Source organism: Pantoea sp. 18069 (assembly GCF_902706035.1).
Taxonomy (GTDB): Bacteria; Pseudomonadota; Gammaproteobacteria; order Burkholderiales; family Burkholderiaceae_C; genus Comamonas.
Genome location: NZ_CACSJA010000043.1, coordinates 13,818 through 29,195 on the forward strand (window position 1 = coordinate 13,818; position 15,378 = coordinate 29,195).

20 protein-coding genes and 1 tRNA gene are annotated in these 15,378 nt (G+C 63.0%); all 21 read left to right on the forward strand.

Annotation, left to right across the window (positions count from 1 at the left end):
• Nucleotides 1–9 precede the first annotated feature (9 nt).
• The 21 genes from GVL12_RS22800 (at nt 10) to GVL12_RS22900 (ending at nt 15,378) form a co-directional block, all read left to right on the forward strand.
• Nucleotides 10–702 carry a hypothetical protein gene (locus GVL12_RS22800; protein ID WP_159917858.1) on the forward strand — a complete coding sequence of 231 codons (693 nt, stop codon included), beginning with the start codon at nt 10–12 and terminating at the stop codon, nt 700–702.
• 291 nt (nt 703–993) lie between these two features.
• Nucleotides 994–1,064, forward strand: a tRNA-Gly gene (locus tag GVL12_RS22805).
• 46 nt (nt 1,065–1,110) lie between these two features.
• Nucleotides 1,111–1,287 carry a hypothetical protein gene (locus tag GVL12_RS22810; protein WP_159917859.1) on the forward strand — a complete coding sequence of 59 codons (177 nt, stop codon included), beginning with the start codon at nt 1,111–1,113 and terminating at the stop codon, nt 1,285–1,287.
• Nucleotides 1,274–1,516: a hypothetical protein gene (locus GVL12_RS22815; protein ID WP_159917860.1), complete on the forward strand. Its 243-nt coding sequence runs from the start codon at nt 1,274–1,276 to the stop codon at nt 1,514–1,516. The genes GVL12_RS22810 and GVL12_RS22815 overlap by 14 nt, the downstream gene beginning before the upstream one ends.
• Nucleotides 1,513–1,929 (forward strand): HNH endonuclease, encoded by a 417-nt coding sequence (locus GVL12_RS22820; protein ID WP_200844020.1) that lies wholly within the window; start codon nt 1,513–1,515, stop codon nt 1,927–1,929. Before GVL12_RS22815 ends, GVL12_RS22820 begins: the two co-directional genes overlap by 4 nt.
• Before the next feature lie 625 nt (nt 1,930–2,554).
• Nucleotides 2,555–2,776 carry a hypothetical protein gene (locus tag GVL12_RS22825; protein ID WP_159917861.1) on the forward strand — a complete coding sequence of 74 codons (222 nt, stop codon included), beginning with the start codon at nt 2,555–2,557 and terminating at the stop codon, nt 2,774–2,776.
• Between the two features lie 31 nt (nt 2,777–2,807).
• Complete coding sequence (locus GVL12_RS22830; RefSeq protein ID WP_159917862.1) at nt 2,808–4,487, forward strand: terminase large subunit; 1,680 nt, start codon at nt 2,808–2,810, stop codon at nt 4,485–4,487.
• Nucleotides 4,484–5,779, forward strand: a complete 1,296-nt coding sequence (locus GVL12_RS22835; RefSeq protein WP_159917863.1) for a phage portal protein — start codon at nt 4,484–4,486, stop codon at nt 5,777–5,779. The genes GVL12_RS22830 and GVL12_RS22835 overlap by 4 nt, the downstream gene beginning before the upstream one ends.
• Nucleotides 5,760–6,539, forward strand: a complete 780-nt coding sequence (locus GVL12_RS22840; protein ID WP_159917864.1) for a head maturation protease, ClpP-related — start codon at nt 5,760–5,762, stop codon at nt 6,537–6,539. The genes GVL12_RS22835 and GVL12_RS22840 overlap by 20 nt, the downstream gene beginning before the upstream one ends.
• A 94-nt stretch (nt 6,540–6,633) precedes the next feature.
• Nucleotides 6,634–7,881 (forward strand): phage major capsid protein, encoded by a 1,248-nt coding sequence (locus tag GVL12_RS22845; protein ID WP_159917865.1) that lies wholly within the window; start codon nt 6,634–6,636, stop codon nt 7,879–7,881.
• 48 nt (nt 7,882–7,929) lie between these two features.
• Nucleotides 7,930–8,322, forward strand: a complete 393-nt coding sequence (locus GVL12_RS22850; protein ID WP_159917866.1) for a hypothetical protein — start codon at nt 7,930–7,932, stop codon at nt 8,320–8,322.
• Nucleotides 8,309–8,638, forward strand: coding sequence for a head-tail connector protein (locus GVL12_RS22855; protein WP_159917867.1), 330 nt, complete (start codon nt 8,309–8,311; stop codon nt 8,636–8,638). Before GVL12_RS22850 ends, GVL12_RS22855 begins: the two co-directional genes overlap by 14 nt.
• Entirely contained in the window at nt 8,638–8,973 is a 336-nt protein-coding gene (locus GVL12_RS22860) for a phage head closure protein (protein WP_159917868.1), read from the forward strand. The genes GVL12_RS22855 and GVL12_RS22860 overlap by 1 nt, the downstream gene beginning before the upstream one ends.
• Nucleotides 8,970–9,197, forward strand: a complete 228-nt coding sequence (locus GVL12_RS22865; protein ID WP_159917869.1) for a hypothetical protein — start codon at nt 8,970–8,972, stop codon at nt 9,195–9,197. The genes GVL12_RS22860 and GVL12_RS22865 overlap by 4 nt, the downstream gene beginning before the upstream one ends.
• Before the next feature lie 2 nt (nt 9,198–9,199).
• Nucleotides 9,200–9,814 (forward strand): HK97 gp10 family phage protein, encoded by a 615-nt coding sequence (locus GVL12_RS22870; RefSeq protein ID WP_159917870.1) that lies wholly within the window; start codon nt 9,200–9,202, stop codon nt 9,812–9,814.
• The gene (locus GVL12_RS22875; RefSeq protein ID WP_159917871.1) at nt 9,804–10,157 is read left to right on the forward strand and encodes a DUF3168 domain-containing protein; all 354 of its coding nucleotides are present in this window, start codon (nt 9,804–9,806) and stop codon (nt 10,155–10,157) included. Before GVL12_RS22870 ends, GVL12_RS22875 begins: the two co-directional genes overlap by 11 nt.
• Nucleotides 10,158–10,250: 93 nt before the next feature.
• Nucleotides 10,251–10,907, forward strand: coding sequence for a phage tail tube protein (locus tag GVL12_RS22880; RefSeq protein ID WP_159917872.1), 657 nt, complete (start codon nt 10,251–10,253; stop codon nt 10,905–10,907).
• Nucleotides 10,908–11,003: 96 nt separating this feature from the next.
• Nucleotides 11,004–11,411, forward strand: coding sequence for a phage tail assembly chaperone (locus tag GVL12_RS22885; RefSeq protein WP_159917873.1), 408 nt, complete (start codon nt 11,004–11,006; stop codon nt 11,409–11,411).
• Nucleotides 11,363–11,725 (forward strand): DUF1799 domain-containing protein, encoded by a 363-nt coding sequence (locus GVL12_RS22890; RefSeq protein ID WP_159917889.1) that lies wholly within the window; start codon nt 11,363–11,365, stop codon nt 11,723–11,725. The genes GVL12_RS22885 and GVL12_RS22890 overlap by 49 nt, the downstream gene beginning before the upstream one ends.
• A gap of 37 nt (nt 11,726–11,762) precedes the next feature.
• Nucleotides 11,763–12,089: a hypothetical protein gene (locus GVL12_RS22895; protein ID WP_159917874.1), complete on the forward strand. Its 327-nt coding sequence runs from the start codon at nt 11,763–11,765 to the stop codon at nt 12,087–12,089.
• Between the two features lie 64 nt (nt 12,090–12,153).
• A complete protein-coding gene (locus GVL12_RS22900; protein WP_159917875.1) occupies nt 12,154–15,378 on the forward strand; it encodes a phage tail tape measure protein in 3,225 nt (1,074 codons plus the stop codon).

Here is a 15,378-nt window from a genome sequence, read left to right on the forward strand (position 1 = left end):
CCAGATCGAATGACCGTCGAAGCCCCGACCAAGCCCACGCTCGCCGAGCGCCTCGCCAGCGCCAGCAACAGCCGCGACCTTTCCGTGAATGTCGACACCCGCACCGATGCGGATTACCTGATCTCCAGCGGCATCCAGCCCGCCAAGCTGGGCCGCCTGGTGTACCAATTGATGTCCGAATGGGATGCCCGGCTCAAGCCGCGCGCGCTGACCGACGCTGACATTGAGCGCGTGGCCGAGCAGATGCCTCGCCTTGTGAAAAAGACCAAAGACCGCCGCGGCGAGCGGGTCACGGAGTCGCTGGATATCGCGGGCGCTCGTGCTTCGGCTGCACTGTGGCACCAGCAGCAGCGTCGGGAGATCCTGGAGAAGCTGCCCGCGTTTCGCAAGCTCATGGACCGGCACGCCGGTTTCAGGCCATGGGTGCTGGCGCTGGGCATAGAGGATGCGCGCAGCAAGCTGGTCGATGTGCTGCTCTGGTGGTGCGATCGCCGGTGTCAGACCTGCGGCGGAACGAATCTGGCCAAGGGAAAGACCTGCAAGGTCTGCCATGGATTCGGCACCCGGGATGTGCCGCACGGCGCAGACGGTCTGCGGATCTCGGAGCACATCGCGGCCGAGGTTGATGCCTCGCGCGCTGGCACGGCTGCAGTCCTCAAGCGCATGAAGGCGCTGAAAAAATTTGCATCCGGGCAGAGTTAGAATACAATGCGTCCCTAGAGCGCAGGCGCAACCAAACCGCCGCAATCACCCCGTACCAGTCCCCAGGCGGCGAGCCTGGATCGACATGTCAGCGATGGGGAGGCGCGCCCGAACATCCCAAGCCCGCAAGGTTCACTCCCTGCGGGCTTTTCTTTTTGCCCCGAGCCAGCCGGGGAGCGCGCTTCGGGAGTGGCGCGCAGGGTCAGTCTCTCCGCAAGCTGTGGAGCTGGACAGCGAACGGCAAGCCTCAGCGTCCCTCTGGGGCGTAGTCCGATGGGGCAACCGATTTTCGCGGCCTTGGCCTATCGGTCGGGTAGCAGCCTTCCAAGCTGCAGAGCCTGGTTCGATTCCCGGAGGCCGCTTCACCACTCCGTCTCGCAGACGTGGGACTTCCGTTTAGGAGTTGAGATGCCAAAGCGCCAAGCCCCCGCCCACAAACTGAAACTGCAAGTCAAGGCGCTGGCAAAAGATGTCGCTGAACTTCGGGCCGAGTTGGTGCCGGTCAACTCGGCGCGCGTTCAGGCGGAGGCGTGCCTTTCCGCGCGGTTGACTTTCTTGCAGGGTGCAGCAAATGGCCAAGATTGATGCAAGAACCACCGATGTGATCTGCATGGACACCGGGGAGCGCCTGCGTCGAGTCGTTTCCATCGACGCGGAGCGCGGCGAGGTTGTCTGCCAGCACTGGCCGTTGCGCCCCAACCTCAAGGTGCGCGGCACCATCGACACATTCGTCCTTCGGTTTCGCGCTGTCCATCCGATCTATGCGGGAAGCTTCCGGCCGTATCTGGTGCACTGCTATGGAAGGTTGCAATGAGTCACCGCCCCCGCATCCCTGCGGCCCCCACGCGCGTGCAGATGGTCGGTGCCCGCAAACTACGGCAGGCCCCACGCCTTGGGGCTACTGGCCGCGCTCGTGGTCGAGCCCGACAGGATGCCCGGCTGCGCGTCTGGTTGCGTGATGGGCCGAAGTGCGCATGCTGCGGCGAGCTGGTCGACATCACGCCCGGCACGGCGCGGCCCTTCGAGCTGGATCACATCGTGCCGCTCTGGCAGGGGGGCGAAGACGCCGACGAGAACAGGCAGTGCCTGTGCGTCACCTACGACGCCGAGGGCTGCAAGCGTGGCTGCCACGTCGAGAAGACGGCGCGCGAGGCGGCTGAGCGTTCGCGTCAAGGCCTGCCTGCCGTACCCCAAGGGCAAAGGCAGCCGCCGCCTTACACCCTCTAAGCCTTACACCGTGTAAGCGCAAAAGTACGGAGAGGGCTTAGCGGAATGAGGTTGAGGCGATGAGAGGGGCCAGGACGCGCGCGGCGTCGGCGGGGGCGCGATGGGTACGGCCCCGGTCGCGCGCCTCGCCTGAGGCCGTCTCGCGCGCTTCTGGGCCATCGGTCGTGGGGTCGAGGGCCATTGAGGGGAGGGGGCGGGTCAAAGGCTGAAGGCCCTTTTCCCGGATACCGCACTGTTCCTCACGCGTACAAAAAAGCCCTCTGTTTGATTGTTTTGGGTGGGGCGGTTGGTTGAAGAAATGGCCGTAACCCTTTGTCATTAAATAGGTTTCTGCATCTTTGAATTCGTGGAGTGCGTGGAAATCAAAGAAATCAAAGATTCAAAGAGGTGAGCCATGGCAAGAGGTGGGTCGCGGCCTGGTGCTGGCCGCCCAAAGAAGACCCCGGCAGCTCCCGCGGCGCCGGCAACGCCCGTTGAGGCGAGGAAGTACGCGAAGAGATCGGCGCCGCCCGCAGTTGACGCGGATGGGTTTAAGACCGAGGCCGCGCCGCCCAATTGGCCGTTTGGAAAAGAGCCGCCTGCGCCGCCTGCGCCGCCTGCGCCGCCCGCCGACCTGTCCAATCTCATGCCGCTTGATTTCCTGCTGGAGGTCATGCGCGATGCCGCGGAGGAAAAGGGTCGGCGCATACAGGCCGCCACGCTTGCCGCTCCTTACTGCCACCCCAAGAAGGGCGAGGCCAGCGCCAAGAAGGAAGCCGAAACCGCCCGCAAGGAGGCCGCCAAAACTGGGCGGTTCGGGCGACGACAACCGCCAGCCCTCACAGCCGTGCAGGGTGGGAAAACATAGCCAGCATCTGGCGTGATCGCTGGAGACTGCCATGGAATGGACAACCGCTTGCACGGACTGGGAGCAACGCATCGTTGCAGGCCAGAGCCTGATCGTGTCGCCCCCGCTTTTCCCCGATGTGGCGGATGAGGCCTGGACCATCTGCAGTAGCTTCATCCTGACCGATGTCACGGGGCGCCCCACGATTGGTCAGGTGGCGCGGCCCTGGCTGCGTGACTTCGTTCGAACCATCTTCGGGGCTGAAAGCCCGGAGGGGCGGCGCCTGATAAACGAGTATTTCTTCATGGTCAGCAAGAAGAACGCCAAGAGCACGATCGCCGCGGCCATCATGCTGACGGCGCTGCTGATGAACTGGCGCGATGAGGCCGAGCTACTGATCCTCAGCCCGACCATTGAGGTTGCCAACAACAGCTACAAGCCGATCAGCGCTTTCATCAAAGCCGACGACGAGCTGGCCGACATGCTGAGGGTTCAGGACTATCACCGCCTGGTCACCCACAAGGATTCCAATGCGTTCCTCAAAGTGGTTGCCGCCGATGAGGCAACGGTCACTGGCAAGAAGGCCAGCTTCGTCTTTGTGGATGAGCTGCATGAGTTCGGCAAGAAGGGGCGGGCGTCCAACATGTTGTTGGAGGCCACGGGCGGGCTGACATCGCGGCCCGAAGGCTTCGTCATTTACGCCACAACGCAGTCGGAGGAGCCACCTGCAGGGGTGTTCAAAGACAAGCTCGACTATGCGCGCCAGGTGCGAGATGGAGAAATTGTTGATCCCAAGTTTCTGCCACTGATCTATGAGTTCCCCACGGAAATGCTCAAAGAGGGCGCGCACAAGGATTTGAACAATGCCCATGTGACCAACCCGAACTGGGGTGCGTCCGTGGACATCGAGCGGATCCGCCAACTGCACGGCCAAGCCGTAGCAAAAGGCGAGGCCGGGCTCAAGGAGTTCTGGGCAAAGCATCTGAACGTGGAGATTGGGCTCAATCTGCGGTCCGATCGATGGTCGGGTGCGGATTTCTGGGAGGCTGCGGCAATCCCTATGTCCACGCTGGAGGAGCTGCTGGAACGCAGCGAGGTGGTGACGGTCGGGATTGATGGCGGCGGCCTTGATGACTTGCTGGGACTGTCGGTGGTGGGGCGGGAGATCGATACAGGTCGTTGGCTCAGCTGGTCTCGAGGATGGATCCACCCGATTGCGCTGGAGCGTCGCAAGTCCGAGGAAGCGAAGTACCGCGATTTCATCGCGGCCGGAGACCTGGTGCTGGTGGATGAGGTGGGCCAAGACGTGGACGAGGTGGTCCAGATCGTGGAGCAAATAGAGGAAACGGGCTTGCTCGACAAGGTTGGCGTTGACCGCCTGGGCCTGGGCGCCATTTATGACGCACTGGTCGGCACCGACGACGAGCCGGGCCCGATCCTGCCGGATCAGGTGGTAGGCATTCCGCAGGGCTACCAGATGAACGGCGCGATCAAGACGGCCGAGCGCCGCGTCGCCGCCAAGAAGCTGGTCCACGGCGGCAGCGCCTTGATGGCCTGGTGTGTGGGCAACGCCAAGACGGTGATGCAGGGCAATGCCGTGACCATCACCAAGCAGGCCAGCGGCGTCGGCAAGATCGATTTGCTGATGGCCCTTTTCGATGCCGTGTATCTCATGGCGCTGAACCCGGAGGCGAAGGCCGGCCCGGCTATCTACTCAATGGAGCTGGGATGACGCAGACTTTCAATATGACCGCACAGGCGCACGGTAGCCGTGTGCTGGGTGGCTGGATCGCCGGCCGCGAGGGCGCGGCGGAGCGCGCCGGCCTGCTGGCGCTGGGTGAGAGCGAGGTCACCAGCGGCGGCACCACAATGGCCGAGCTGGCGGGCCTGCTGGGTGCGTCGAGCCGCTCCGCAGCAGGTGTGCGGGTGACCAAGGACGCGGCAATGCGCGTTTCTGTGGTCTATGCCGCGGTGTCGCTGGTGGCGGGTGCCATAGCTTCGCTGCCGATCTCCATCTATGAGCGCGCCAGCCGCGAGAAGGTGGACCACGAATATTGGTACTTGCTGAACGAGAGCGCGGGCGGTGTCTGGACCGCCTTCACGTTCTGGGAATACCTCATGAGTTCGAAGCTGTTCGAGGGTGACGGCTTCGCGGAGCTGGTGCGCTCGAGCGTGCGCAGCTCCAAGATCCTCGCGCTCAAACCGCTACACCCGTTGAGCGTCGATCCCTTCAAGAAGGGCGACAAGGTGTTGTACCGAGTGAACCCTGCGGACGGCGGGCCGTCGTACACGCTGGACAGCGCGGACATGCTGCACATTCCGAGCCTGGGCTTTGACGGCTTGCGCAGCCCCAGTCCGATCACCTTCGCGGGTCGAGAGGCTATCGGCGCAGCGATTGCCGCCCAGGATCACAGCAGCCGCTTTTTTGCTTCTGGCGCGAACATCGACTATGCGCTCAAGGCCCCGGGCCGGCTTTCGGGAAAGCAGCTAGACGATCTCAAGGCCTCCTTGATGGCGCGCGCGATGAACGGCGGCCGCGGGCCATTGATTCTCTCGGGCGGCCTTGAGCCGGCGCAGCTGTCCATCAACAGCAAAGATGCGGAAATCCTGGCGACACGCCTTTTCGGCGTTGAGGAGATCTCGCGGATTCTGGGCGTGCCGCCGCACATGATTGGCCACACCGACAAACAGACCAGCTTCGGTACTGGCATCGAGCAGCAGGGCATCGGCTTCGTTCGCTACACGCTGCAGCGGCACCTTACGCCGATTCGCCAGGAGCTCAACCGGAAGTTCTGGCCCACGCGTGAACAACTGTTCCTTGAGCACATGGTCGAGGCGCTGGAGCGCGCCGACCTGAAAACCCGCTACGAGGCTTACCGCATTGCAATGGGCCGGGCCGGCGAGATGCCATGGATGGACGCCAACGAGGTTCGCCGCCGCGAGAACCTGCCATCGAACGCAAGCCTGCTGCGTAACCCTGGCAAAGACGACGGGAAGGAAAAAGATGAAAAACCGACTCAATAAGCTGTATGCGGACAACCGCCGTGCCAGCGCCCGCAAGTTCGAAGTGGTCGCCAAGGCCGACTCAGCCGATGTAGAGATCTTCCTGTACGACCACATTGTCTCCAATGAAGATGAGGCCGACTGGTGGGGTGGTGTGGCGCCCGAATCGTTCGTCAAGGCGGTCTACTCGGTCGACCCCAGCGCGAAGATTCACCTGCGCATCAACAGCCCGGGGGGCTCGGTGTTTGCTGCCCGCGCGATGGAGCAGGCCCTGCGCGATCACAAGGGCGGGGTGATCGTGCATATCGACGGCTTGGCAGCGTCTGCGGCCACGTTCATCGCCATGGCCGGCGAGGAAGTGATTATGGGCAAGGGGGCCATGTTCATGATTCACAAGGCATGGACCGGCATGTGGGGCAACGCCAACGACCTGCGCAAGGAAGCTGACTTGCTCGACAAGATCGACGGCACTCTGGCCCAGACCTACGCCACCAAGACCGGAAAGGAGGTGGCGCAGATCTCCGATTGGATGGCGGAAGAAACGTGGTTCACGGCCGATGAAGCGCTGGAGCATGGCTTCGCCACATCCATCGCGGACTCCGACGCCAAAGCGAGCGTTAAGGCCATGGCCTGGAATCTCTCTGCCTACGCCAACGCTCCTGCCGCCACACCTACCCGGGAAACTCCCGCGCCGACGAGCGACGCCGCATTCGCTTCCACCGACCACCGTGCCCGCCAGCAGCAACGCTTGACCATGCTGGCCCGCGTAGCCCCTCAGTAAGCGCCTCGCGCAACTGTGATCGCCGCCCTTGAGGCGGTTTTTTTATGTCCGAAACGACCTGCGCGAGCGGTCAAACCTGAACGAAAGACTCATCATGAGCAAACTTGCACAACTGCGCGCCCAGCGCGATGCCAAGGCCAAGGCCGCAGCCGATCTGAACGCCAAGACCCCTGCCGATCAGCGCATGCCCGCGGCTGATGCGTCGGCGCTCGACGCCGTTTTGAACGAAATCGAGGCCATCGACGGCGAGATCAACCGCGAAAACCGCCTGAACCAAGTGGCCGGCGACGAACGCGCCGAGCATGAGGCTGCGATGAATGCGGCTGCTGGCACGGGCGCAGACCCCAAGAACCCCGAGGCCGGCGCCCTGCGCGCGATGCTCAAGGGCGGGCTCTCGAATCTCTCCGATGAGCAGCGCAACGCCATGCGTGCGCGCCAGACCGGCGACATTCAAGGCGCCATGTCCACCACGACCGGTTCCGAGGGTGGCTACACAGTGGCCACCGAGTTCAGCCGCACCCTGCTGGAAGCCATGAAGCAGATGGGCGGCGTGCGCGCCGTGGCAAGCGCGATCCAGACGGCGACCGGCGCGCAAATGCTGTTTCCTACTGCCGACGCCACGGCCGAGGAAGGCGAGATCGTGGGCCAGAACGCATCGGTGAGCACCGGTGAAACGACCTTCGGCCAAGCCTCTCTGGACGTCTACAAATACAGCTCCAAGAGCATCGCGCTGCCGTTCGAGCTGCTGCAGGACTCGTTCATCGACATCGAGGCCTATATCAAGTCGCTGCTGGCGCTGCGTCTGGGTCGCATCCAGAACCGCCACCAGACCGTGGGAACGGGTGTGGGTCAGCCTCCCGGCCTGATAATGCGCGCCGCGGTGGGTAAGACGGGTGCCACTGGACAGACCACCGTCGTGACCTATGACGACCTGGTGGATCTGGAGCACTCGGTGGACCCGATCTACCGTTCGCGCGCTGGCTGGATGTTCCACGATGACACACTCAAGGTGCTGCGCAAGATCAAGGACGGCCAGGGTCGCCCCATCTTTACGCCGGGCTACGAGCAGGGCAACCCGGGCGGCGCGCCCGATCGCCTGATGAACCGCGCCATCAACATCAACCAGAACATGGCGCCCATGGCGGCGAACGCGAAGTCGATCGCATACGGCGACTTCAGCAAGTACCTGATCCGCGATGTGATGGATGTGACGCTGTTCCGCATGACCGACTCGAAGTACACCGAGAAGGGTCAAGTCGGCTTCTTGGCCTTCTGCCGCTCGGGCGGCAACCTGCTGGATGTGGGCGGCGCCGTGAAGGCCTACGTCAACTCTGCGACCTGATGAACCCAGGCCCCGGCGATGGCTGGGGCCGCATCCGAAGGAATTGACATGGCAAAAGCTCAACCCAAGACCAGCGCAGACGGTGCGCCGGCAGGCGGCCTGGTCCAGGATCAGCAGCAGGGCGATGCAGCAGCCGGGCAGGAACACGCGGGCCAGGCCCCGGCGATGGCTGGGGCCGCATCCGAAGGTGCTGGTGCTGGTGACGTGCTGCAGGGTGGTTCCAATCCCGAGCCTGAGGCACTGGTGGATGTGCGCGTTCTGGCGGCCGTGACCATCGCTGAACAGCGCTTTCATCCTGACGATTTGATCGAAGGCGTGCCCCAGGGCGTGGCCCAGGCCTACGCCGGCAGCGTGGATCCGCATCCTGATGCAGTGGCGTACGCGCGCTCGATCGGTGCGCCCGTCAAGCCGTTCCCGGGTCAGGCCCATGCAGAAGATTGACCTGGCGCGCGCCAAGCTGCATTTGCGGATGGCCGAGGATGACGTCGAGGAGGATCTGCTTATCGAGGGCTGGATCGCCGCGGCGTATCTGGCGATCGAGGGCAAGATTTTCAGCAAGCTCTACGAGGGCGAGGCCGAAATCCCGGAGGGCAGAACAGGCGTGGTGATTGATGAGGTCATTCATGCGGCCGCGCAGCTCATTCTGGGGCACCTCTACGTCAACCGGGAGGAAGTCGCACCAGGGCAGGCTGCCACGATCCCTATGGGCGCGGAATGGCTGCTGTTGCCCTATGTGGATACGTCGAAGGGGTTCTGATGAAAGCCGGAAGCCTTAAAGACCGAATTCATATTCAGCGCAAAACGGGTGGCAAGGACGACTGGGGGACACCTTTGTCAGAGGCCTGGGAGGACATCACCGCTCAGCGCCTCGCGGCCAATGTGCGGCACCGCTCGGGGCTTGGCGCGATCAAGGCGGATGCCGAGGTCTCCATCGTGCGCGCGTCGATCCGCATCCGGCGCCGCACTGACGTCGACGCCGGTATGCGCGTGGTCTTCATGTTCACGCTGTACGACATCGAGGCCGTGCTGCCCGGCGAAACCCGCGAGTACATCGACCTGGTTTGCAAGCAGATCAAAGGAATCCAGCAATGACCACCGAAAAGAAATCGACCGAGCCGAAGGCTAAGGCGTTGCCTGCTGCGGCAGCACTGACCACGGCCCCGGGGCGCTTCGGCGCGCGTAGCTACGCGGCGGGCATCATCATCGAGGGCGTGCCGCTTGATGTGGTCGAGGCTCGGGCCTGGCTGGAGGCGGACGCGGCCAAGGTGCGCGAGGCCCGGCGTGCTGGCGCTGCAGTCGTGCGCTACCGGGGGTAGCCATGGCGACGCGCACGCTTTCCAGGCCGGGCAGTAATGGCCGCAGGCGGGTGCTAAAGGGCTCCGGCACCTTTGGCATCGCCTCCGAGCTGTCAGGGCTGGATTCCCTCCTGGCTCAGCTCGAGGAGGGCGCCGAGGCGGCAATTCGCCCTGCGGCGCAGGCCGCCACGCAGGTGATCTACGAGCGGGTGAAATTGAATGTGGCGATGCTCGGGCGCTCGACCGGGAATCTGGAGCGCTCGATTTACCAGGCGTTCAGCTCCGAGAACTCGGAGAGCGGCCAGCGCGCGCAGTACAACGTCAGTTGGAACCACATCAAGGCCCCCCACGGCCATCTTGTGGAATTCGGCTACCTGCAGCGCTATCGCTACTACCAGGACAGCCAGGGGCGCGTTCGCCCCATGGTGCGGCCCGGCATGGACGGCAAGCCCCGCCCCAAGCGTAGCGCGAGCCAGGCGCAGAAGGATGCCTACTACGTGACGCTGCCCACGCCCATCCAGGTGCCCGGCAAAGCGTTTGTGCGCAGCGCCTCGAGCGCGCTGCCCGCAGCGCAGAAGGCGGCAGAGGCCGAACTGTGGCGCCGGCTGTTTGAACAGGGGGCCTACCATGGCGCTTGAAGTTGACCTGATGGCTGCGCTGCTGAGCGAATGCCCACGGGTGCATGTCGGAACAGCGCCATATGGCACCGCGATGCCCTACGTGACCTGGCAGCACATTGGCGGCGACCCGCTGCGCTACGTGGACAACACGGCCGCCGACAAGCGCCACCCGCAGATCCAGATCAACACCTGGCACGAAACGCCGCTGCAGGCCTTCGCGCTGATCCAGCTCATCGAGCAGCGCCTGTGCGCAAGCGCTGCATTCCTGGCCAAGCCCATGGGCGAGCCCATCACCGCGTATGACGACGCGGACGTTTCCAGCGGCTACCTGCAGGCGTTCACGATCCTGGGCGACCGGTAGCCCGCACCCGCCCGCCGCCCGGCAGGCCCGGCCCGCGAGGGCGCTCCATCACCCGCTTCGGCGGGTTTTTCGTTTCCAAGAAAGGTCCATCACATGGCATCCCTCCCTTCTGGTTCGCGCATTGCCGTGGCCATCGAACTGTCCGAGCCCAAGGCATTGACAGCAATCAGCAACGCCGTCGAGGCGGTTTGCACATCCGCGGCTCACGGCCTGGTCGTGGGCGACATCGTTGCGTTGACAAGCGGCTGGGCTCGCCTCGACAGTCGCGTGTTCCGCGTCAAGGCTGTCGTTGCACCGGATAGCTTCACCCTGGAAGGCCTTGCGGCCAACACGTCGAGCCTGACGCTGTTCCCTGCCGGCGCTGGTGTTGGCGCTTTCGTAAAGGTCCTGACCTGGGTCGAGGTGACCAAGGTGCTGCGCAACGACAGCTCGGGCGGTGCCGCGAAGAAGGTAGCGTATCGCTACCTGGAAAGCGACAACGAGCAGGAAATCAATGATGGCTTCAGCGCCGTATCCCGCACCCTGGATCTCGATGCGGACGCAATCTCGACGCCTGGCTACGAAGCCCTGGCCGAACTGACCGCTACCGGCCAAGACACTGTTGTGCGCACCACGATGCGTAAGGGTGCTGTGTCCTACCTGTCCTGCACGGTCGCGATGAACGAGGAAGTGCTGATGCAAGACGGCAGCCTGAACCGTGTGACCGTCGACATCTCGGGCAAGTCCGCCTCCACCCGCTACGCCGCCTGACGCTCAGGCAGCCCTATGCACCGACGCAGCCGCTTCGCTCCTTCAGCGGGGCGGGCGGCTGCGCACGGGCTTCCTCCTCTCCGCTGAAAGAAACCCATGACCGAGAACACCCAAACCAAGCCGCCCGCCTTCATCTTCGGCGCGCGCCCCGAGACCATCGACTTTCCGGTGAAGTTCAAGTCCATCACCGGCGCCGATGTCGACATCAACTGCCAGTTCCAGTACCGCACGCGCAAGGAATTTGCGGCGCTGTGGGATGAGTTCGCGGCGCCTGCCGCAAGCACAGCCACCCCGGGCGTCGATGATTTCAGCTTCTCGCGTCTGGCCGCTGACGGTCTGGAGACGCACGCCGCGCGCACGCTGAAGTTCCTCAAGGGCTGGCCGTTGGACTTGCCGCTCGATGCGGGCGGCCTGGTGCAGATGTTCGATGAGGAGCCCGCGGCAGCCGGCGCTTTCTGGAACGCGTACCGCGCGGCCATCACGGAGGGGCGCCTGGGAAACTAGTCGCCGCCGCTGTTGCCTTTTTCGCGCCGGATCCACAGGTAGCGGAAGGATGCGCGCCCGAAGATTATTGGGAAGACCCGGTAGAGGTCTGGCCCGAGTGCCGCGGCGCGCTCGGTCTATTCGTCGCCTTGGAAACCCAGTGGAATGCGGCGATAGGCATCGGTGGCGGCAAGAGGCTGGGCCTGAGATATGAGGCGGTTTATCCGCTGCTGGATCGTGCAACAGAAGGCGATCGCGAGGAATGGGATAGCCTGTTTGGCGAAATTCGGCACATGGAGCAGGCCGTCCTGCGCATCCCAGGCAAGGCCCTTTGATAGCATCCATCCTCTTTGGCTGCATAGGGAGGGGTGGATGAGAAAAATAGCGATGGCGCTTGCCGTCGTGGTCCTGATAGTCGCAGGCGTTTTCGCTTGGCGCGCTTATCTGGTCCACGAATTGCGCAAGCCGGTTCGGGCGGAATTGAATGACCCGGATTCGGCATTGTTCCGCAATGAAAGGCTGTTATTCGGCTGGTCTGAGTGGACTGTGAAAGGAAACGTCTTGTGTGGTGAAGTAAATGCAAAAAACAAGATGGGCGGATATGTTGGGTATGCGAAGTTTTCTTCAGTCGCCGGTCTTCATGCAAATATCGGAAGTAATGATTTTGAACTAGGGTTTGTTAGCTCGGAATGTAGGTAGCCTAACATTCAAACTCTATTAATCGGCTCGCCTATGGCGGGCCTTTTTCGTTTAAGGGCCGCCAATGGATGAACAACAGCGCAAGGTCGGTTTCTCGGTCGTTGCGGAGAACGAAACCAAGGGCACGTTTCAGGAGATCAAGGCCGATGCTGCCCAGATGGCAGAAGCGGTCGAGCGATCCGGGCAGCGCGCGGCTCGTGGGATCAACGCCATGGGCGACGGCGCCGAGGCGGCGGCTCAAAAGCTGACGCGAGAAGAAGGCCGGATGACCGCGGCGCTGCTTCGCGCGACAGAGCAGACGCGCATCGCTGCAGAGGCTGGTAATAGCTTGGCCAAGGCGTTTGAGATCAAAGCCGATCTCCGCGGCATGGACATGTCCCGCCTGAATCCTATGGTCGCGCAGCTGCGCCAAGCCGAGCAGGCGCTGGCCGACTACAAGGCTCAGCAGTCGCAGCAAGCCGGGCAAAACGCTTTCCTCGACGGCCTGCGCGAGCAAGCCTCTGCCGCTGGAAAAACACGGCTCGAGCTGTTGGAGCTGAAGGCGGCGCAGCTTGGGCTTTCCAGCCAGGCAGAGCCCTACATTGCGCAGCTGCGCAACACCGAGGGCGCAATGGGCAACGTCGGTAAGTCTGCCAAGGAGATGGAATGGGCCCTGCGCGGCGTGCCGGCGCAGTTCACCGACATCATGGTCAGCCTGCAGGGCGGTCAAGCACCCCTGACAGTGTTCCTGCAGCAGGGCGGTCAGTTGAAGGATATGTTTGGCGGCGCAGGCAATGCGGCCAGGGCGCTGGGCGGGTATGTTCTTGGCCTGGTGAGTCCTTTGACAGTCGCTGGCGCTGCCGTGCTTGCAGTGGGAGCGGTGTATTACTCCGGCTCCAAGGAGCGGGATGCTTTTGTCCGCTCGCTCGCGATGACGGGCGATGCTGCTGGCGCATCGGTGGACGGATTGATCCAATACTCTCGGCAGATTTCCGGTGTAGTGGGGACGCAGGCCAAAGCAACGGAGGGGCTTGTCGCTTTTGTCGAAGCTGGCGTCAAGGGTGGTGAGCAACTGCGCCGCTACACCCAGACGGCTATCGAATGGGAGCGTGTCACAGGCGAGGCTGTGGACAAGACGGCGGCCAAGTTTTCAGACCTCCAGAAGGATCCGCTGACAGCGGCGATGAAGCTGAACGAAGGCATGAACTTTCTGACGGCTTCGGTGTACTCGCAGATCAAGGCGCTGCAGGATCAGGGCAAGGAGACTGAGGCCGCTGAGGTGGCTATGGGTGCCTTGGATGACACCATGCGGCAGCGCGCCAAGAGCATTGAGGAAAGCCTGGGCTGGATTGAACGCGCATGGCGGGGCATCAAAGGCGAGGCAGCCGCCGCAATCGATGCGATGAAGAACGTGGGCCGCCCGCCCACCAAGGAGGATGAACTATTGCGTGTTCGCACGGAGATTGCGAATAAGGAATTCGGATTGGATTCCTACGAAAACACCGTTGCTGGGAAAGGGGTGCGGAAGGACATTAATGAGCTTCGGCAGCGTGAGTGGGAGCTCATGAACGCCATCAATGACGAGGATCTGGGCATCATCGTCAAGGATGCCGAACGCAAGGGGTTGGAGGCGCGATTGGCCTTCGACAAGGTCTACAGCAGCCACAAGCCGAACTCGGTCAAGAAGAATGAGGCGCTGGCCGAGGCAAAGCGCGGATTTGACGAGTTGGTCGAGACGAATCGCCTTTCGGCTGAGCAGTTGGCCGAAGAGCAGGCGAAGTACAAGACCATCGTGGCGGCGATCGAGAAGCAGTACGCGGATAAGCAGGGCTTATCCAAGCCTCAGCGTGACGCACTGTCCATTGATGTCTATGCCTACAAGAAGGATTTGGAGAGCCTGACCTTTGCGTATACCTCGGCGCAAAAGATCGTGGAGGCCCAGCGCAGCGCGGGCGCGCTTGACGACAAGGAATACTTTGAGGCCCGGCGCGCCTTCATCAACCTTGAGGCTGATGCTCAGGACAATCTGCTCCAGAAAGAACAGGAGCGCTACAAGCAGGAGAAGGTCACCAAGGACAACCGGCTGCAGGTGGAGAAGGGCATTGCCGACACCCAGGCCAAGCTGGACAAGTCGCGCACTGATCGCGCCGCATCGCTGCAGGTGCTGGACCTGCAGGCCACTGCCACGATCAATGCGCAAAAGGCCTCGCTCGATGCCGCGGAGCGCTCCGCCGCCGAATACCTGGCGACGTTGCAGCGCGGGTTCGATCGCAATGTCCAGGCCGTGGGGTGGGGCTCGGAGCGCCGTAACACCGAAGCCGGCCGCCAACAGATCGGGGATCGCTACTCGCAGCAGCGCTATGACCTTGAGATCCAGCGCGCCCAGGCCGAACTCCAGGCCGGTGAAAAGCTGAATGCGCAGCAGGCCAAGCTCTACGACGATCGCCTGTCGATCATCGACCGCTATGAGCTGCTTGCGCTGGGCTCCTATGAGACCGGCGTCGCGCGGCGCCTGGCTGCGGAAGGGAATTGGCTCAACGGCGTCAACCGCGCCTGGCAGGACTACACCTATAGCGCGGCCAATGCAGCGCAGCAGTCGGCCGACCTTTTTGGCAATGCCTTCAAGGGCATGGAAGACGCCATGGTCAGCTTTGCGATGACCGGCAAGCTCAATTTCAAGAGCTTGGCGAATTCGATGATCGCGGACATTGTCCGAACCCAGGCGCGCGCGGCGGTTTCCGGGCTTTTTGGCAACGTCATGGGCGCGCTCGGTCTGGGGTCTATGTCGATCGCTGGTGCATCGCTCGGCACGAGCTTTGTCAAAGACGTCGGCTTAAACGCAATCGGCCTCGCTCCCATGTCGAGCGGCGGCTATACGGGCGACGGCGGCAAGTACGAGCCGAAGGGCATCGTGCACGGCGGCGAGTACGTGCTCAAGGCGAGCGCCACCAAGATGCTGGGACTGGACTACTTGGACTACCTGAACAGCTTGGGCGGCTATGCGTCGGGCGGCTACGTGGAGAGCGCCGCGCCGCTCATCTCTAGCTCCGGCGCCTTCGGTGGCGGGCACGCCCTGGCGCCAAGCCTCTCTATTCCATCGCTTCGGGTGGAGCTCATCAACAAGAACAGCGGTCAGCCTGCAGAGGTCACGGGCGCAAGCCTCAGCCTTGATTCCAATGGCGGCTTGCTGGTGCGTGCGGTGATCGAGCAAGCTAAGAAGGAAGCTGTCGCCGAGGTCGGTAGTCAACTGGCTGAGGGCTATGGGCCGGTGGGTCAAGGCGCCAACCAGCGCGAACGCATGAGGGTTTGA